The organism is Afipia sp. GW822-FHT03D08, assembly GCF_058801645.1.
Genome location: NZ_JBXANK010000001.1, coordinates 971590 through 987564 on the forward strand (window position 1 = coordinate 971590; position 15975 = coordinate 987564).

The 15975-nt window shown below is 59.8% G+C and carries 21 protein-coding genes and 1 tRNA gene; 7 read left to right on the forward strand and 15 right to left on the reverse strand.

Annotated features, from left to right (window positions below; genetic code table 11):
* Positions 1-41: 41 nt before the first annotated feature.
* From AC1RM7_RS04705 to AC1RM7_RS04725, 5 genes are all read right to left on the reverse strand, one after another.
* Positions 42-1175 carry a helix-turn-helix domain-containing protein gene (locus AC1RM7_RS04705; protein WP_492838708.1) on the reverse strand — a complete coding sequence of 378 codons (1134 nt, stop codon included), beginning with the start codon at positions 1173-1175 and terminating at the stop codon, positions 42-44.
* 15 nt (positions 1176-1190) lie between these two features.
* Positions 1191-1874 (reverse strand): hypothetical protein, encoded by a 684-nt coding sequence (locus AC1RM7_RS04710; RefSeq protein ID WP_492838710.1) that lies wholly within the window; start codon positions 1872-1874, stop codon positions 1191-1193.
* Positions 1875-2158: 284 nt separating this feature from the next.
* Complete coding sequence (locus AC1RM7_RS04715) at positions 2159-2350, reverse strand: hypothetical protein (RefSeq protein ID WP_492838711.1); 192 nt, start codon at positions 2348-2350, stop codon at positions 2159-2161.
* A gap of 92 nt (positions 2351-2442) precedes the next feature.
* Entirely contained in the window at positions 2443-2685 is a 243-nt protein-coding gene (locus AC1RM7_RS04720) for a hypothetical protein (protein ID WP_492838713.1), read from the reverse strand.
* A gap of 84 nt (positions 2686-2769) precedes the next feature.
* Positions 2770-3021, reverse strand: a complete 252-nt coding sequence (locus AC1RM7_RS04725) for a hypothetical protein (protein WP_492838715.1) — start codon at positions 3019-3021, stop codon at positions 2770-2772.
* A 179-nt stretch (positions 3022-3200) separates the two neighbouring features.
* Between AC1RM7_RS04725 and AC1RM7_RS04730 the strand changes: the two genes are divergently transcribed.
* The 4 genes from AC1RM7_RS04730 to AC1RM7_RS04745 are packed head-to-tail and all read left to right on the forward strand — an operon-like array spanning position 3201 to position 4469.
* On the forward strand, positions 3201-3593 hold the full coding sequence (locus tag AC1RM7_RS04730) for a hypothetical protein (protein WP_492838717.1): 393 nt from the start codon (positions 3201-3203) through the stop codon (positions 3591-3593).
* Positions 3594-3595: 2 nt separating this feature from the next.
* The gene (locus tag AC1RM7_RS04735) at positions 3596-3865 is read left to right on the forward strand and encodes a hypothetical protein (RefSeq protein ID WP_492838718.1); all 270 of its coding nucleotides are present in this window, start codon (positions 3596-3598) and stop codon (positions 3863-3865) included.
* Complete coding sequence (locus AC1RM7_RS04740; RefSeq protein WP_492943883.1) at positions 3865-3987, forward strand: hypothetical protein; 123 nt, start codon at positions 3865-3867, stop codon at positions 3985-3987. The genes AC1RM7_RS04735 and AC1RM7_RS04740 overlap by 1 nt, the downstream gene beginning before the upstream one ends.
* Entirely contained in the window at positions 3984-4469 is a 486-nt protein-coding gene (locus AC1RM7_RS04745; protein ID WP_492838720.1) for a DUF968 domain-containing protein, read from the forward strand. The genes AC1RM7_RS04740 and AC1RM7_RS04745 overlap by 4 nt, the downstream gene beginning before the upstream one ends.
* Before the next feature lie 35 nt (positions 4470-4504).
* Here the strand turns inward: AC1RM7_RS04745 and AC1RM7_RS04750 are convergent, their stop codons facing one another.
* Positions 4505-5314, reverse strand: a complete 810-nt coding sequence (locus AC1RM7_RS04750; protein ID WP_492838721.1) for an HNH endonuclease — start codon at positions 5312-5314, stop codon at positions 4505-4507.
* A 378-nt stretch (positions 5315-5692) separates the two neighbouring features.
* Here AC1RM7_RS04750 and AC1RM7_RS04755 point away from each other — a divergent pair, with 378 nt between their 5' ends.
* Complete coding sequence (locus tag AC1RM7_RS04755) at positions 5693-6760, forward strand: tyrosine-type recombinase/integrase (RefSeq protein ID WP_492838723.1); 1068 nt, start codon at positions 5693-5695, stop codon at positions 6758-6760.
* A gap of 64 nt (positions 6761-6824) precedes the next feature.
* Here the strand turns inward: AC1RM7_RS04755 and AC1RM7_RS04760 are convergent.
* The 7 genes from AC1RM7_RS04760 to AC1RM7_RS04790 form a co-directional block, all read right to left on the reverse strand.
* Positions 6825-6902: transfer RNA gene (locus AC1RM7_RS04760), tRNA-Pro, on the reverse strand.
* A 143-nt stretch (positions 6903-7045) separates the two neighbouring features.
* The gene (locus tag AC1RM7_RS04765; RefSeq protein ID WP_006020848.1) at positions 7046-7708 is read right to left on the reverse strand and encodes a MerR family transcriptional regulator; all 663 of its coding nucleotides are present in this window, start codon (positions 7706-7708) and stop codon (positions 7046-7048) included.
* A 56-nt stretch (positions 7709-7764) separates the two neighbouring features.
* A complete protein-coding gene (locus AC1RM7_RS04770; RefSeq protein WP_006020849.1) occupies positions 7765-8100 on the reverse strand; it encodes an integration host factor subunit alpha in 336 nt (111 codons plus the stop codon).
* 129 nt (positions 8101-8229) lie between these two features.
* Positions 8230-9207, reverse strand: coding sequence for a beta-ketoacyl-ACP synthase III (locus tag AC1RM7_RS04775; protein ID WP_006020850.1), 978 nt, complete (start codon positions 9205-9207; stop codon positions 8230-8232).
* Positions 9204-10265 (reverse strand): phosphate acyltransferase PlsX, encoded by a 1062-nt coding sequence (plsX, locus tag AC1RM7_RS04780; RefSeq protein WP_024918831.1) that lies wholly within the window; start codon positions 10263-10265, stop codon positions 9204-9206. Before plsX ends, AC1RM7_RS04775 begins: the two co-directional genes overlap by 4 nt.
* 198 nt (positions 10266-10463) lie before the next feature.
* A complete protein-coding gene (locus AC1RM7_RS04785) occupies positions 10464-11051 on the reverse strand; it encodes a YceD family protein (protein ID WP_024918832.1) in 588 nt (195 codons plus the stop codon).
* Positions 11048-11602 (reverse strand): ubiquinol-cytochrome C chaperone family protein, encoded by a 555-nt coding sequence (locus AC1RM7_RS04790; protein ID WP_024918833.1) that lies wholly within the window; start codon positions 11600-11602, stop codon positions 11048-11050. The genes AC1RM7_RS04785 and AC1RM7_RS04790 overlap by 4 nt, the downstream gene beginning before the upstream one ends.
* 122 nt (positions 11603-11724) lie before the next feature.
* Here AC1RM7_RS04790 and AC1RM7_RS04795 point away from each other — a divergent pair, with 122 nt between their 5' ends.
* Entirely contained in the window at positions 11725-12189 is a 465-nt protein-coding gene (locus AC1RM7_RS04795; RefSeq protein ID WP_024918834.1) for an outer membrane protein assembly factor BamE, read from the forward strand.
* Between the two features lie 155 nt (positions 12190-12344).
* Positions 12345-13346 carry a Bug family tripartite tricarboxylate transporter substrate binding protein gene (locus tag AC1RM7_RS04800; RefSeq protein WP_024918835.1) on the forward strand — a complete coding sequence of 334 codons (1002 nt, stop codon included), beginning with the start codon at positions 12345-12347 and terminating at the stop codon, positions 13344-13346.
* 69 nt (positions 13347-13415) lie between these two features.
* Here the strand turns inward: AC1RM7_RS04800 and AC1RM7_RS04805 are convergent, their stop codons facing one another.
* Together AC1RM7_RS04805 and AC1RM7_RS04810 are read right to left on the reverse strand one after the other, a co-directional pair.
* A complete protein-coding gene (locus tag AC1RM7_RS04805) occupies positions 13416-13568 on the reverse strand; it encodes a hypothetical protein (protein WP_006020856.1) in 153 nt (50 codons plus the stop codon).
* Between the two features lie 188 nt (positions 13569-13756).
* Positions 13757-15877 (reverse strand): sodium-translocating pyrophosphatase, encoded by a 2121-nt coding sequence (locus tag AC1RM7_RS04810; protein ID WP_024918836.1) that lies wholly within the window; start codon positions 15875-15877, stop codon positions 13757-13759.
* Positions 15878-15975: the final 98 nt, after the last annotated feature.

Genomic DNA, 15975 nt, shown 5'->3' on the forward strand with positions numbered 1-15975 from the left:
CCCCGCCGTAGCCGGGGTTTAGCGTCAAGCATAAAGTTCAGTTATCTTTGCCTAGGCGTAAATGCCACCACCCGCAGGTCCAGAAAGCCTTTTCCAACCCCGCAAAGGCTCTCGATATCCGAGAGATTAAGGGTCAAAGCGGCTTCCAGTTCCTCCCGAGTTTGCACGCCCCTGTCTAGAATCATTTTGATCGATTCTGCCAATAGGGACGGCTTCTCTACCGGGAACGCCTCATCAAGCGGCTCCACTTTTCGAATGCGTTGAGCGTTCATTTGTCGCATCAAGTATGAGAACTGGTTCTCATTGAAGATTTTCAGATCCTTGCAGCGATATGCCATCGCCGCTATGGCAACGCCCCACCGCTGCTTAAGGGATTTAAAATAACTGACCGAAGTGCCAAGCACCTCCTGACTGAACGTCTCGCGCGGCAAGAGGAATGCCCCCGCGAAACGGTTAGCCTGCTTTTCAATTTGCGCCAGATTTTCCGAAGAAACTTCAACGCCCGCATGCAGGACGATGTGTCCTAACTCGTGCGCCAAATTATAGGTGGATCGTGGGCCGCTGCTAACTTCTGCAGATGAAAGCACAAAAGGACGCCCACCTTGCCAGCAAGAAACGGCATCCATATCCGCGCATTCGACGGGTTCGTGAACCAGAATTATTCCATTCTCCTCCAAAACGGAGGCTAGATTTCGGATTCTTACTCGACCTAATTTCCAGTGGTCTCGCACAGCCTCCGCCGCGAGCTCGATTTCTTCATCGGTAGCGAATTTTACGTCGAACTCTATTTTCGGCAGGTTCACAGCCGGTAATTCAACGAAGCGATCTACGTAAGCAGCAATGTCACGCGCCCATTCCAATCGCCTCGTAATTTTGCGGCGATGATGTTGTTCCATGCGCTTGAGGCTCCGCCAAAATGGCGCACCCTGTCTGGCGCGCTCTCGCGGGGTAACAAAGAACAGCGGCGGCTGCGCTGTTTCACCAATGATCTTTGCCATCACGTCGGCAGAAGGGGCCGCTTGGCCGGTTTCGAATTGGGCCACGGCCTGCCGACTAACGTCCAACAATTCAGCGAACCGTTCAGGCGTAAGTCCGCGCGCTTCCCGCGCCTCTCTAATTCTCTCCGGAATCGGTTTTGGCAGGGGCTTCTTGGAGCCCCCGTTGATCACACCCATATTCGATCCCCAAACTTACTTTGTTTCTTTTTCGATCTTATCTTGCTGGGCGAGCGATTCTTCAATGTGCTCCCGGAAACGGAGCTTGATTACTTTCGTCGGCTGTTCAGCAGGCTTTTCGGCGACAGGGGATTCCATCGCTTCTTTTGCGCGATTCAAAATGTTGATGTGGCCCAACCACGTCCCGCTATCGGCTGGCGGCATTGCCCAGCAAAGATGTTTGAGTGATCCCGTCTTTTCGGCAGAGAAGGTCAACCAAGCGTAAAGCGCGGGGACTTCATCCATTATGCGGCTTATCGGAACCACCTTCTCGGCGAAGAGGTCGCTCTGATTCACAAGACGCGCGTCCTGTCGGCTCTGCGTCTCCTCCGGAAAATCATAAGCGCCGTCGCTGCGGCAAATATGAGCTTTGAAGTTATTCGAGCGAATTTCGAGCCAGTGCCAACTGCCATACGGCATCGGCAGAATGTCTGCGGCGAACGGCAAGTCACCACGACCGCACAGGTCATGGAGACGAAAGATGATGCCGGATCGGCGGATGTGGCCGCGCAGGTCGCGACCAACTGCGTTCCTCAAGATCGGCGTATTCTCAACGAGGTCATCGGCAAGAAGGATGCCCTCAGTGACACCACGGATGGTTTCCCCGTCCGTAGCCGTGGGGAAAGCGGCTTCAAGTCGTCGCTGGTATTCGTCGTCCATAATGGCTCCTAATCGTCCGAATCCCCTGTGCAAGTGGATTACAGGAAAAGCCATCTCGTGTAAAGTGGGCTACAAGTCGCTGGACCATCTTTTTTAAGCGGCCTTTTTCGCGATTTCGGACCGCTTCTTGGCCGTCAGGCCCGCAGCCCGCGCCTTCCCGCCCTTGCTGCCGAGTTCGACGGCGGCGGCATTCTTGGTGCTGGCGGGTGGCTTCTCCTCAATCTCGCCGGTCGCGACCGATCATGACGGCGGCTCCGATCACGTCAGCGGGGCGCTTCTCGCCTTTAGGGCCTCGGGGCATCGTGGCTTCCCCTCAGGGTTTCGTGAATTTCTTGCAACTCTTTGAGAACGCCGAGAACCGCGATGGTAATGGCCTCTGCGCCCAAGCGGGACCGCTGGGCGTCGTCTTGGGCTTTATGCTCGCACTCGTAAAGCTTGCCGCTGACGGCACGCGACACGGCGTTGAAATCGACCACGGTGTTCCTCCTGCTTATCGCTAAGCACCCCATTTTGCGGTGGGAGTGCGACCGGGCGTCAAGCCGGATTATTTTCAAACTGAGACACTACCCTAATCCGCCGACCTCAAACGCCTCATCGTGAACTCGATCCGGTCGCCGGGGAGTTGCCGCCAGTTATCGACGGCGGACATGTATGCCGCCGCCGGCCACCGATCGAGGAACGCCCTCGCCGTCCGCCTCGCCTCTTCCCGGTTCAGGGTGAAGCTCTCCCGTACAAACCCGTCATCGGGCTCCGCGGTTTTGCGGCGGGGGGCCATGGCATCGGCCAAGTCTCTCGGGTGACGGTAGGCCATCGCGATACTCCACATGCGATGAAGGCCCCTAATATGGGGCCTTTCCGCGCATTTTTGGAGTCGTCGAGGATTAGATTTAACGCGTCATGCTACCGCCCTCGCCTCGGGCGGCACCTGGCCGAAAGATGCGAGCAGGACGGGCTCAAGCGCATCCTCGGCCCTGTCGTCGATCATTTGGCTGAACGCGATGGCGCCGGGCGCGCCGCGATCGGCGTAGGCTGCCGCACGGCTGACGGCGTGTTCGGCGTTGTTGGCGTGGTACGTCGCCAGCAGCGACAACCGGTTTTTGGAAGAAATTCCAAAGACTTGAATGAAGAACATTTCTTTGTAGGCCATTGATACGCTCCCTGCACTCTTACGTTGCCAGCCCTAGGCTGACTCCAACTTAGGAACAAATCAAGAACATATGAGCTCCGCGCTATCAACAAGTAGCCGATACCTACTTTTACGATTGACATGTAGGTAGGCATCACCTACCTTGCCTCCGTTGGTTCTATCCATACGGGAGCGGCGGGATGGCTCGGCAAACAGCGCAGCAATACCTGAACAGCCTGCGGGCCGTCCCGCTCTACAAACACTACGAGACGCCAAGAGCGCTTCTCGTCTCGTTCGACGGCATCCGGGGAAACGCGAAGTGGCTTCCTCGCCGTCCGGTCGAAGAGTTCGCTGGACCGCGCCCCGAGCTGATCGTCGTGAAAGCCTGCGACTGGCTGTTCAAGAAGTGTGAACTCGCGGGCGCGATGTACCGCCCTTCCCTCGCCGAACATTACAGCGACGAACTCAAAGCCGACTGGGCTTCCCTTCTTCACATGGCGGGCGAGATCAACCGGAACACGTTCCGCGGCGCCAAACGCGTTTCGATCCCCGCCGGCGTCATTGGCGGCGCATACGAAAGCTTCGGAGCATGAGCATGCATGTAGCGCGCGTGAACGGGCTCCACTTCTCCCCGGCTGATTTGGTCGCCGCCAAGGAACGCGAGCAGACAATCCGCGACATGGCTGCGCACCTGGTCGCGGGCGCAACGGGCCCGCTCGATCTCGACAGCGAGCGCGACGTCATCTGCTACCTGAAATGCCACACGCCTGAACAGTATCGGGCCGCTGTCATCACGTCACACATGGACGCCGCCGTGCACCTCGCCCGCGAAACGATCGCGGCCGCAGCGGAGGGTTTGCGATGATGGCGTTGCTCCTCCTCATGTTCATTCTCGGCGCCGTAGGTGGTTCTCTCGTTACATGGGCGATCGTCAGCGACGCCGCGATGGATGCCGACCCGACGGAATACGGGGGCAATCCGCTATGACCGAACTACGCCAGCGCGCGCCCCGGCTTCACGACGCCGCCCATCTCGCATTCGTTCGGACGCGTCCGTGCTGCGCGTGCAAACGACCAGGGCCGTCCGAGGCGGCCCACATCCGGATGGCCTGCCCTGCGCGCGGCAAGGAATACACCGGCAAGGGCGAGAAGCCGTCAGACATGTGGACGTTGCCGCTGTGCGCGTATTGCCACCGGACCGGGCTGCTAGCTCAGCACAACGTGGGCGAAGTCGAATTCTGGAAGCGCGTCGGGCGCGACCCGTTCGCGATCGCCCTGTCGCTCTGGCGCGAATCCGGGGGCGAAGAACGGGCATCCCAAACCAAGGCGCCGCGGAAACCGAAGAAGATCAAGCCTCGGAAGCCTGCCGATCGCCGGAAGAAAGTCCCCAAGGGCCGTCCTCTCAAATCTAACCCGGTGAGCCAGTCGCGCGGTTTCGACAAAAGTTGTTCGCGTGACGTCCGGACATGAGCCAGACGCACTCACTAAATTCGGTGGACCTGCGATCAAGAGCGAGGCTGAATCTTGGCCATCCGTTGCCGAAGCGTTGTGTTGTAGCTCTCACCGTCGTGACCGGCGTGAACCCTGCGATGACAGGTCGGGCACAATGCGATGACGTGCTCGGGATGGTCCGGTCCACCGTCGCTCACGCGCCGGATGTGGTGAGGCTCCAAATAAGGCGTTCCATCCTTCCGCTTAAACGGCGCCGCATTTTCGCAACCTTCACAAGAGCCATTTGCTCTAGCCAGCACGTAGTTCCTAACGTCTGCACTTCTCTGATAGACGGTCCTATTTCCCGCGGCGGAAGACTTTTTGCCCGTACTGGCTGCCTCAAGAGCGCGTTTAAACAGCGCGTGGATATCCATCGGCGAACCAGCCGATTGCCCTTCGACAATTTCGGAGACAGACTCCAACGTTCTAAGCTCAAAAACCAAGACATCGCGATCGGCGCCGGTGCGATCGGGCGCGCGTTTCATTTGAATAGTCTCGCAAACCATTTCACCTTCGTACCGAAGGCCCGTTTTTGTCTTTTTGAAGAGCAAGAGGCTTTTCCCATTCGCAGAATGATCCGCGATCGCTTTGTTGCCCTTCGTCAGGGTCATGCCCCCAAGCTGACCCTCACCAAAATACTCAAAGACACCATCGTCCCGAAGCCGGTCTTTATAACCGTGCTGAAGCCCCTCCTCGCCAGTGATGATTATCACAACGGAATGCTTCGCCGGCGTGATGATCCCACCCTGTTGTTGCCCTCCCAATTTTGCGTGAATGTCGACGCGCCGGTTATAGACGCGACCGATCTCAAATCCCCAACTCATTGCAAGTCCCCCGAGCCACCTCAAAGATTATCTCGGGTCGGACTCGATGCAAGTGGGGCGCCACGCTTCAAACAATTCGATTGCATATGCGAGCCGACGTCCATCCGCGTTGATATTGCGGCATCAACACATAGGGTGGCTAAACCGTGAACGATACTCGGCCAAATCGCTGCATGACCAAAGATGAGGCTGCGGAGTACTGCGGCTGCAAAACGCATGCGGCATTTGATGCTTGGCGAAAGAAAGGAATTGTGCCCGATCCCATACCAGGGACAAACCGATGGGACAGAAAAGCCCTGGACAGGGCGCTGGACCGAGCCTCGGGACTTGTGACAGACTCGTCCGAGTTATCCCCCTACCAGCGCTGGAAGGCTGAGAATGCGCCTCAAACGGAAACCGCTTAAACTCCGCGGCATTAAGCGCACGGCCAAAAAACTGGCTGATGGCTCAATCAAAATCTTCCTTTATCATCGCGCGACGGGGCTCCCCCTCGACCCGGACAATCTGGCGGAAAGCTACGCCGCCGCGCAAAAGAAGGTCCGCCGCAGCGGGCAAAGGACGCTCGCGGACCTCATTAGGTTCTTCGATACATCAGAAACGTTCAATCAATTGAGCGAGGAATCTCGCACGCAATATCCGTGGAAGTTTAAGCGCATCGAAAAGAAATGGGGCACCGTTCCGCAGGATACCTTCAACAGCGTTGATGACGCCGAGGCGTTCGCCGCCGATGCGCTGGCTTGGCACCAGGAACTCGGCAAGACTTCTCATCGATCGGCCGACAACTTGATGTCCGCGCTCTGCCGCGTGCTTAGTTTCGCGAAGGAGAAGAGGCAGATCAAATACCACCCTCTTCCGTCGTTTGAGCGCCTTTACAGAAGCAACCGCGCGGACAAGGTCTGGTCTCCAGAACTGCAACAGGAATTCATCTCCGCTGCCCGGCTGGCAATGAAGACGGCCATGATCATGGTCCGGAATACCGCCATGCGAGCGAGCGATATTCGGAAATTCCCTTGGAATAGATACAACGGTCACCAGGTTCAAATCAGATCCAGCAAAACAGGAAAGTTGCTCTGGATACCGGCCACCCGCGAATTAAAGGCTCATCTCGATAGCCTCGAGCGCGTAGGCGCCTTGGTTATGCCGACGCCTACAGGCCGAGCTTACACCCGCCGCTATTTCAATCAGCATTGGCGGGAAGACGCCGACCTGGTGAATGCGGGCGACTTGAATTTCCATGACAACCGTGGGACCGCAGCGACCTTGCTTGCGGAGGCCGGGGCAACCGCGCCGGAGATAGCCGAGGCCTTGACGTGGACGGTGGATAAGGCCCAACGCGTTATCGACACCTACCTCGCGCGTCGCGGCGTATTGGCTGCGAACGCTATCGCGAAGCTTGAAGACTTCCGCGATAAACAGGAACGGCCGACGAACAAAATTGGCAACTAAATGGCAACCGCCACTGCGGCGGGAGCCAGAGACCGAAACTTGATATTGATTTCGTTTGGTAAAATGGTCGGAGCGAGAGGATTCGAACCTCCGACCCCTAGTCCCCCAGACTAGTGCGCTAACCGGGCTGCGCTACGCTCCGAACCGTGCCGTGAGGCCCCGATCCTGTAGCCCCGTTCGCGCCATGGTGCAAGAAGGGGCTTCCCCCGGGGGGAATGCCCTGATTTCCAAGCTTCAGGTCGACTGGCAAACCCCGCAGGACCAGCGCCCTGCGGCCAAAACGGCTTAGCCTTCCTTCAGGACCTGATCGATCAGCGCTCTCGCGCCGATCAGATCGTCCAGCGCCGCCTGAAGCTTGCCGCGATCCATCGGCCTCGCGCTTTTCCGGATATTCGGCGGGGCATAGGCCTCGGCGCCGGACAGGCCGTTCAGCGGAGCCGGCTGCACCGGCTTCTGCACCACAGCTTTCGGCGCTGAGATCTCCGTCAGCGGCGGCCCGAGATCGCGCAGCGACAGCGTCGAGGGATACTCATCTTGGTGGGCATCAGGTTCGTCGGCGGCGGCGAGTTCGTCCTCGGTGTCGATCTCCACTTCGTCGGCTGCCAGGTGTGGGGCGTGTTCGCCCTTTTCCGGCCCGAACGAGGGTCCATCGAACAGCGCGGTAGCATGATCGGCTGACCCGTCGGTGAGGCTCTGGACCGATTTCACGCCATGCTCGCGCAGAATGCGCTGCACACCGCGGATGGTGTAGCCCTCGCCGTAAAGCAGCCGGCGGATGCCACGCAACAGGCTGACATCATCGGGGCGATAGTAGCGGCGGCCCCCGCTCCGCTTCATCGGCTTGATCTGGTTGAAGCGCGTTTCCCAGAACCTCAGGACGTGCTGCGGCACATCAAGGTCCTCAGCGACCTCGCTGATTGTCCGAAACGCATCCGGCGCTTTGTCCAAAATGCTGGCTCCCCGTTGAAAGCCGCCGTCCTAGGTTCGTCTTTGTCCTAAGTCAGTCAGTCGTCGGCGCTATCGGCGGTACCGCCGCCACTGCCGTTGCCGTTGATACGCTGCTTGAGAATCGCTGACGGCTTGAACACCATAACCCGCCGCGGAGAAATCGGCACTTCTGTTCCGGTCTTTGGATTACGGCCGATACGCTGGCCCTTTTTGCGCACCATGAAGGAACCGAATGACGACAGTTTCACCGTCTCGCCCTTCTCGAGGCAGTCGGTGATCTCTTTCAACACCAGTTCAACGAACGCAGACGACTCCGTGCGCGACAGCCCTACCTTTTGGTAGACGGCTTCGCACAGATCAACGCGTGTGACTGTCTTCCCGGTTCCGGTCATCGCCTGCCCCGCTCACGGCGAACAAATTTATGTTCTGAAATTATGAGCTTAGCGACCGAGGGTCAACCTTGCTCATCGATGCAACAGCATGAAATTGTTTTCAATTATCGACAGACTTTAGCAAAAGACTCACCAGCGCAATAGCGCCGATCCCCAGGTGAAGCCGCCTCCCATCGCTTCCAGCATCAAAAGATCGTTCTTCTTGATACGTCCGTCGTCGGCCGCAGCCGCGAGCGCGAGGGGGATCGACGCTGCCGAGGTGTTTCCGTGACGGTCGACCGTGAGCACCACTTTCTGCGGCGCAATATGAAGCTTCTTCGCAGATGCATCGATGATGCGCTTGTTGGCCTGATGCGGAACCAGCCAGTCGATGTCGTCAGCCGTCGTCCCCGTCGCATCAAATGCGTCGACGATGACGTCGGTGATCATGCCGACGGCGTGCTTGAACACTTCACGGCCTTCCATCCTCAGGTGGCCGACGGTCTGGGTGCTCGAGGGGCCGCCATCGACAAACAGCTTGTCCTTGTGACGGCCGTCAGAACGCAGATGTGTGGTCAGGATGCCGCGGTCCGCAGAAGTTCCGGCCTGCGATTGAGCCTCAAGGACCACCGCGCCGGCGCCGTCACCGAAAAGCACGCAGGTTCCACGGTCGTTCCAGTCCAGGATACGCGAGAAGGTTTCCGCCCCGATCACCAGCGCCCGCTTGAACGCACCGGTCTTCAGAAAATTGTCGGCGGTCGCCAGCGCGAAAATGAAGCCGGAGCAGACCGCCTGCAGATCGAACGCGGCGCCGTGATTGATTCCCAGACCGTTCTGGATCGCAACCGCAGTCGCCGGGAATGTGTTGTCGGGTGTCGAGGTCGCCAGCACGATCAGATCGATCGACTGCGTGTCGATCCCGGCGTTGGCGATCGCCGCCTGTGCGGCCTTGAGACCGAGATGCGAGGTGAACTCTCCCTCCGCCGCGATATGGCGCTGCTTGATGCCTGTGCGCTGGATGATCCACTCATCCGAGGTGTCGACCATCTTCGCCAGTTCGGCGTTGGTCAAAATGCGCTCCGGCAAATAAGAGCCGTAGCCGAGCACAACCGAACGCATCACAGTCACGAGACAGCCTCCTGCGCGTTCGGCACGATCGAAAGAGCATGGCCGTCGCGGTTGAGTGTTTGATTGATCTTGGGCAGGAGATCGTAGCGAACCATGTCATAGCCAACGTCAACTGCCGACGCAAAGCCTTCGGCATCGGTGCCGCCATGACTCTTGATGACCACGCCATTCAGTCCAAGGAAGACCCCGCCATTGACCTTGCGAGGGTCCATCTTGTCGCGCAGCGCATTGAAGGCACCGCGCGCGAAAATATAGCCGAGCTTGGAACGCCAGGTCCGGCTCATGGCGCTGCGGAGATATTCCGCAATCTGCCTGGCCGTTCCCTCGGCGGTCTTGAGGGCGATGTTGCCGCTGAAGCCTTCGGTCACGATGACGTCTGCAGCACCCTTGCCGATGCCGTCGCCTTCGACGAAGCCGATGAAATCGAGCTGCGGCAGGTTCATCGCCCGGAGCAGTTCGGCAGCTCCCCGGACGGCCTCGACGCCCTTCACTTCCTCGACGCCGATGTTGAGCAGACCCACGGTCGGCCGTTCGAGATCGAACAGAACGCGTGCCATGGCGCTTCCCATGATCGCCAGCGACGCGAGATGGCGGGCATCCCCGCCGATCGAGGCGCCGACATCGAGCACGACCGACTCGCCGCGCACGGTCGGCCACACGGCCGCGATGGCCGGTCGGTCGATGCCAGGCATCATGTGCAGGTTCAGCCGCGACATCGCCATAAGCGCGCCGGTGTTGCCGGCTGAGACCGCGACGTCGGCCTCGCCCTTTTTGACGGCGTCGATCGCCAGCCACATCGAGGATGACTTGCGGCCGCGGCGCAGGGCCTGACTGGGCTTCTCATCCATGCTGATGGCGATCTCGGCATGAAAGACCTTTGAGACGGCTTTCAGTGCTGGATGAGACTCAAGCTGCTCGTCAATCAACGCGCTGTTGCCGAACAGCAGAAATTCGACGTCGGTGTGCCGCATCAAGGCGAGTGCCGCCCCCGGGACCACCACCGATGCACCGAAATCGCCGCCCATGGCGTCAAGCGCGATTCGAACCTTTTGCGGCATAAGCGTCCCGGAAACCTGATCGTTGCGGCCTCGAAGCAACTGGCCGCGAGCTGGATGCCATCGTTGTGACAGCGGTAGGCGGAAGTCTTCGCCAAAAACAGCGCAGCCCCAGCCGGGCAGCGACAATAGCGTTTTTGTGGTGCGATACAACGGCTTGACCCCGGCCGCAGGTTCGGTCAAGCGCTTCCCGCAGCCGCGTCATTTTCCCGTGGGTTTTTTGCCCTGAGAGCCGCCCGGCGTGGCCTTGAGCGCCTTGAGGGCTGCAAAGGGGTGCTCATCAGGGTCTTCAGGGGTTTCGGGCGGAACGAACGAGACCCCCGGCTTGCGCGGATAGGGATCTATTCCCAGAACGAGAAATTCTGTGGCCAATTGGCCAAGGTCGATCGCGCCATGGACGATGGGTTCAGGCAGATCGGGAATCTCCGCGTCATCCCCTTCGTCCTTCTGAACCGATTTGGCGCCCGCCGGGATCTGCGCGGGTGGTGCGAAAACAACCGCAATATCTTCGTCGATATCATTCTCGACGGGATCGAGCGAAACCACGCACGTCTGTTCGACCCGGGCCGTGACCTTTCCGGTGACGCTCACCCGGCCTTCGGTTTCAGCCACAACATCGAATGACGCAGTGGCGCGCAGCACCGCATTCACACCGGCGGCCTTGGCGATCAGATCGCGCTGAGCCGCGCTGGCTTCCAGAGCCTGATGCAATCCCGCTTCAGGCAACTGGGAAACCATCACCGGAAAGCTCCAGGGAAGGTCGCTGCCAGTCGTATGACCCTTGCTCATGGCGTTGCTCGCAGTTGATCAGTTTCAACCTTTGGAAAGGTCCAGGCCCCCGTGCGAACGGCCGCATCGTCCAGAACCGCCAGACGGGCGCTGACATCGCGGACATATCCCGCGAGCGCCTTCGCTCTCTCCAGGGCCTCTCCGTTGAAGACATTCTTGGACAACGCCTGCGCCAATTCCGCCTCGCCCGCTTCTAAGGCCAAATCATAAGCCGTCGAGCGTCCGTAGAACGCCTCGCCGAACGCCTGCATGCGCTTCGGGACGGTCAGGTCTCCCACCCCCATTTCGCGCAGGTTATCGTCCATGTCCGCGCAGAAATGGTCGAAAAGCGCCTGTGACAGGACGCTTCCACCCTCGATCGGCTGTAACCGGCGCAGCACCAGCCAGAGGTGCAGGATCAGCATGTCGAATCGGCCATTAACCGTGTCCCGGACACCGAGGTCCGTGTAAAACACCGGTTCTCGCGCTTGCGCCACGATCATGCCATAGATGGCTTCAATGGTGCCGCGCGGGACGGTGGGGTTCCTGAAGCGATTGAATGGCCAAAGCATTTTTGGGTTCCACGTCGGAGCCAGCGGCGATTCCTGATCGCGCTGATGGCTCCCGGTGTGTTGAAATCCGAGGCTCTGCCCGGTACGTCAACGCTCAAGCTGATGCAAGAGGCAAGAGGAAGATGACTGCTTTCAGACAGTCCGCTGGGATGCGGGGATTCGCTGCCAGTCTCCGGGTGGCGGCTGCTGCCCTGCTTGTCGGCACCATGCTGGCGGCCTGCACCGGTGAGCAGTTCCAAAAGGGCTACATCCTGCCCCCGGGCGCACTCGAGCAAATTCCGATCGGCGCCAGTCAGGATCAGGTCCTCATCGTGATGGGCACGCCGTCCACCGTCGCGACCCTGAGCGGCGAAGTGTTCTACTACATCTCGCAGCGCTCGGAGCGCAAAGTCGCCTTTATGCAGCAGCAGGTCGTCGACCAGCGCGTAATCGCGATCTATTTCGACAAGAACCGGACGGTCCAGCGTATCGCGAATTACGGACTTCAGGACGGCAAGATTTTCGATTTCATCAGCCGCACGACGCCGACCAGCGGTCAGGAAATGAGCTACCTCACGCCGATCTTCAAGCTCCTCAGCCCGCGCTGATCCCTGAATCATACCGGCGGGCAAACCGCCGGTATTTTGCTGCGCGAAACTCTCGTCCGTCGTGCGTAGCCGCGGCGCTTGCCGCCCCCAAACCCGACCGATACGCTTTCCTCCAACAATATCTCGAAAACGAGATGCAGTTGGGAGGACTACCGATGACACGTTCACTCTCTCGCCGCGCCGTCCTGTCGGGCGCCGCGGCTCTTTCGACAAGTCCGCTCTGGCCGCGCCCGGCGAAGTCTGCCGACTGGCGTCCGAATGAAACGGTTCGCATCATCGTGCCCGCGGCCCCCGGCGGCAGCACCGACGTGATCGGCCGCTACCTTGCGCAGCACCTGCAGCAGTCATGGGGCGTCACTGCCGTAGTCGAGAACAAATCCGGCGGCGGCGGCACCATCGGCACCGCCTACTACGTCCAGCAAAAGCCGGACGGCAACAGCATTCTGGTGGGCAACCCCGGGCCCAATGCCGTGGCCTACAGCATCTTTCGCTCCCTGCCCTACAAGGCGGATCAGTTGCAGCCGGTCAGCAATGCCATCCGCATTCCGAACATCATCTCCGCGCATCCTTCCAGCGGCATCAAGTCGATCAAGGAACTGATCACCTACCTCAAGGCCAATCCGGACAAGCTGAACTACGGCACGTCAGGCGTCGGACAAAGCCCGCACCTCACCGCCGTCTGGTTCATGCAGTTGACCGGTGTGAAGATGACGCACATCCCGTTCCGCGGCGCGGGCCCCGCCTTGACCGGCGCGCTCGGCGGCGACGTGGCGATCCTGTTCGACAATCTTTATCCGTCACTGCCGCAGACCGAAGATGGCAAGCTCGTCGCACTGGCCGTGACGACGCCGGAGCGCAGTTTCAAGGCGCCCAACGTCCCGACAATGCGCGAGAGTGCGCCGGAACTTGCCAACTTCGACGTCTCGTCCTGGTTCGGAATGTTTATGCAAGCCGGAACGCCGCGCCCGATCGTCGACGCCTACAATGCCGAGATCAAAAAGATGCTGGAACGCGACGATATCAAGAGAAACATCGCGGCGATGGGTGCCGTGCCCGATTACGGAACGCCGGAACAATACACCGCCTTCGTCGAAGCCGAGATCAAGAAGTTCGCGGGCATCATCAACAAGGAAGGCCTCAAGATGGACGTCAACTGACGTCGGACAACGCCTCAAGCAAAACGGCCGCCCCTCAAAGGCGGCCGTTTTTCGTTTCGACGCAAAGGGTCAGACTGACATCAAACCCTGCTCTACAAACCTGTAGCCCGCCTCCCAGCGCTCGTGCTGTTCGGTGTTTTCCGGATAGGGATTGTCGTGCGGCTCATTGTTGAATCGTGCGAGCTTCCCCTGCTCGAACGGATCTCCATCGTCGGCTGCCATGCGTTCGCCTCCCGTGGTGGAATGAGTAACAACGCCCAAGGATGTGTTGGTTTCCCGACCTACCGAAAATTTTCAGCGGGGACAAAGATTCAACCTGTCATCAAATCGCAACAATCGTCTGCGGCAACCGCGCAAAGAAAAACCCCGCAGCGCAAGCCGCGGGGCTTTCCAGTTCTAGATTGCGACGATTAGTGCGCCAGGATCGCGAGCAACAACAATGCCACGATGTTGGTGATCTTGATCATCGGGTTCACGGCAGGACCTGCCGTATCCTTGTAGGGATCGCCGACGGTGTCGCCGGTCACGGCTGCCTTGTGAGCATCCGAACCCTTGCCGCCGAAGTGGCCATCCTCGATGTACTTCTTGGCGTTGTCCCATGCGCCGCCACCCGAGGTCATCGAGATCGCGACGAACAGACCGGTCACGATCACGCCGAGCAGCATCGCGCCGACTGCCGAGAACGCAGCCGACTTGCCGGCTGCGCCACCGCCCGCGATCACATAGATCACGAAGTAGACGAAGATCGGCGACAGCACCGGCAGCAGCGACGGAATGATCATTTCCTTGATCGCGGCCTTGGTCAGAAGGTCAACGGCCTTGCCGTAATCCGGCTTGTCGGTGCCCTTCATGATGCCCGGCTTTTCGCGGAACTGGCGACGAACCTCTTCGACGATCGCGCCGGCAGCACGGCCCACGGCCGTCATGCCCATCGCGCCGAACAGGTAAGGCAGCAGGCCGCCGAACAGCAGACCGACAACGACGTAAGGGTTGTTCAGCGAGAAGTCAGGAATGACCCCCTGGAAGTACGGATACTTCGCAGCGTTGGCGATGAAGAACTTGAGATCTTCATTGTAAGCAGCGAACAGCACCAGTGCACCCAGACCGGCCGAACCGATGGCATAGCCCTTGGTGACGGCCTTGGTGGTGTTGCCGACTGCGTCGAGCGCGTCGGTGGCCTTGCGCACTTCTTTCGGAAGGCCAGCCATTTCGGCAATGCCACCGGCATTGTCGGTGACGGGTCCGAAAGCGTCGAGCGCGACGATCATGCCGGCCAGCGCCAGCATCGTCGTGGTTGCAATCGCGATGCCGAACAGGCCTGCGAGGCTATAGGTCACGAGGATGCCCGCGATGATGACGATGGCCGGAGCCGCCGTCGATTCCATCGAGATGGCGAGACCCTGGATCACGTTGGTGCCGTGACCAGTCACCGACGACTGCGCGATCGACTTCACCGGGCGGAAATCGGTGCCGGTATAGTATTCGGTGATCCAGATGATGAGACCGGTCACCACCAGACCAACGACGCCGCACTCGAACAGGGCGAGGCCGGTGTACTTCACGCCAGCAAGCGGACCGAAGCCGATCAATTGGTGAATGACAATGGCCACACCGATCAACGACAGAACGCCGGTGGCGATCAGCCCCTTGTACAGCGCTCCCATGATCGACTGGCTGGCGCCGAGCTTCACGAAGAAGGTGCCAGCGATCGAGGTCAGAATGCAGATACCGCCAATGGCGAGCGGCAGCGTCATCATGTTCACGAGCAGCGGCGACGTGGCGAAGAAGATCGCCGCGAGCACCATGGTCGCGACCGCGGTCACGGCATAGGTCTCGAACAAGTCGGCCGCCATGCCGGCGCAGTCCCCGACGTTGTCACCGACGTTGTCGGCGATGGTGGCCGGGTTGCGCGGATCATCTTCCGGAATGCCGGCTTCGACCTTGCCGACGAGATCGCCGCCGACGTCCGCACCCTTGGTGAAGATGCCGCCGCCGAGACGCGCAAAGATCGAGATCAGCGAAGCGCCAAAGCCGAGCGCCACCAGTGCGTCGACAACAGTGCGGCTGTTGGGGGCAAAACCTGCGCCCTTGGTGAGGTACATGAAGTACAGCGTCACGCCGAGCAGCGCGAGACCTGCGACCAGAAGGCCCGTGATCGCGCCCGCCTTGAACGCGAGTTCAAGACCGCCGGCCAGCGACTTGGTCGCCGCCTGCGCGGTGCGGACGTTGGCGCGCACCGAGACGTTCATGCCGATGAAGCCGGCAGCGCCCGAGAGCACCGCGCCGATCAGGAAGCCGACCGCCACGAGAATGCCGAGGAAGTAGGCCAGCAGCGCGAAGATCACGATGCCGACGATACCGATCGTCATGTACTGGCGCTTGAGATAGGCCTGCGCGCCTTCGCGCACCGCTGCTGCGATTTCCTGCATACGGGCATTGCCCGCATCAGCCCCAAGCACCGACGAAGTTGCCCACGCGGCGTAGACGATAGAAAGCGCTCCCGCGAGCACGATCAACCATAATGCTGTCATTGATGTTGCCTCAGTCCCCTGCTGTTTCCCCAGAAACGCTCCACGGGTCGTAACAGGGCGACCGGGCGCGCAAAAAAGAAGTCATGCGTTTTCGAAGG

What these genes read in the sequence shown, in the direction of transcription:
- AC1RM7_RS04705 (WP_492838708.1), bottom strand. Translation starts at nt 1,175, where the DNA reads ATGGGTGTGATCAACGGGGGCTCCAAGAAGCCCCTGCCAAAACCGATT.
- AC1RM7_RS04710 (WP_492838710.1), bottom strand. Translation starts at nt 1,874, where the DNA reads ATGGACGACGAATACCAGCGACGACTTGAAGCCGCTTTCCCCACGGCT.
- AC1RM7_RS04720 (WP_492838713.1), bottom strand. Translation starts at nt 2,685, where the DNA reads ATGGCCTACCGTCACCCGAGAGACTTGGCCGATGCCATGGCCCCCCGC.
- AC1RM7_RS04725 (WP_492838715.1), bottom strand. Translation starts at nt 3,021, where the DNA reads ATGGCCTACAAAGAAATGTTCTTCATTCAAGTCTTTGGAATTTCTTCC.
- AC1RM7_RS04730 (WP_492838717.1), top strand. Translation starts at nt 3,201, where the DNA reads ATGGCTCGGCAAACAGCGCAGCAATACCTGAACAGCCTGCGGGCCGTC.
- AC1RM7_RS04735 (WP_492838718.1), top strand. Translation starts at nt 3,596, where the DNA reads ATGCATGTAGCGCGCGTGAACGGGCTCCACTTCTCCCCGGCTGATTTG.
- AC1RM7_RS04740 (WP_492943883.1), top strand. Translation starts at nt 3,865, where the DNA reads ATGGCGTTGCTCCTCCTCATGTTCATTCTCGGCGCCGTAGGTGGTTCT.
- AC1RM7_RS04745 (WP_492838720.1), top strand. Translation starts at nt 3,984, where the DNA reads ATGACCGAACTACGCCAGCGCGCGCCCCGGCTTCACGACGCCGCCCAT.
- AC1RM7_RS04750 (WP_492838721.1), bottom strand. Translation starts at nt 5,314, where the DNA reads ATGAGTTGGGGATTTGAGATCGGTCGCGTCTATAACCGGCGCGTCGAC.
- AC1RM7_RS04755 (WP_492838723.1), top strand. Translation starts at nt 5,693, where the DNA reads ATGCGCCTCAAACGGAAACCGCTTAAACTCCGCGGCATTAAGCGCACG.
- AC1RM7_RS04770 (WP_006020849.1), bottom strand. Translation starts at nt 8,100, where the DNA reads ATGACCGGAACCGGGAAGACAGTCACACGCGTTGATCTGTGCGAAGCC.
- plsX (WP_024918831.1), bottom strand. Translation starts at nt 10,265, where the DNA reads ATGCCGCAAAAGGTTCGAATCGCGCTTGACGCCATGGGCGGCGATTTC.
- AC1RM7_RS04785 (WP_024918832.1), bottom strand. Translation starts at nt 11,051, where the DNA reads ATGAGCAAGGGTCATACGACTGGCAGCGACCTTCCCTGGAGCTTTCCG.
- AC1RM7_RS04790 (WP_024918833.1), bottom strand. Translation starts at nt 11,602, where the DNA reads ATGCTTTGGCCATTCAATCGCTTCAGGAACCCCACCGTCCCGCGCGGC.
- AC1RM7_RS04795 (WP_024918834.1), top strand. Translation starts at nt 11,725, where the DNA reads ATGACTGCTTTCAGACAGTCCGCTGGGATGCGGGGATTCGCTGCCAGT.
- AC1RM7_RS04800 (WP_024918835.1), top strand. Translation starts at nt 12,345, where the DNA reads ATGACACGTTCACTCTCTCGCCGCGCCGTCCTGTCGGGCGCCGCGGCT.
- AC1RM7_RS04805 (WP_006020856.1), bottom strand. Translation starts at nt 13,568, where the DNA reads ATGGCAGCCGACGATGGAGATCCGTTCGAGCAGGGGAAGCTCGCACGA.
- AC1RM7_RS04810 (WP_024918836.1), bottom strand. Translation starts at nt 15,877, where the DNA reads ATGACAGCATTATGGTTGATCGTGCTCGCGGGAGCGCTTTCTATCGTC.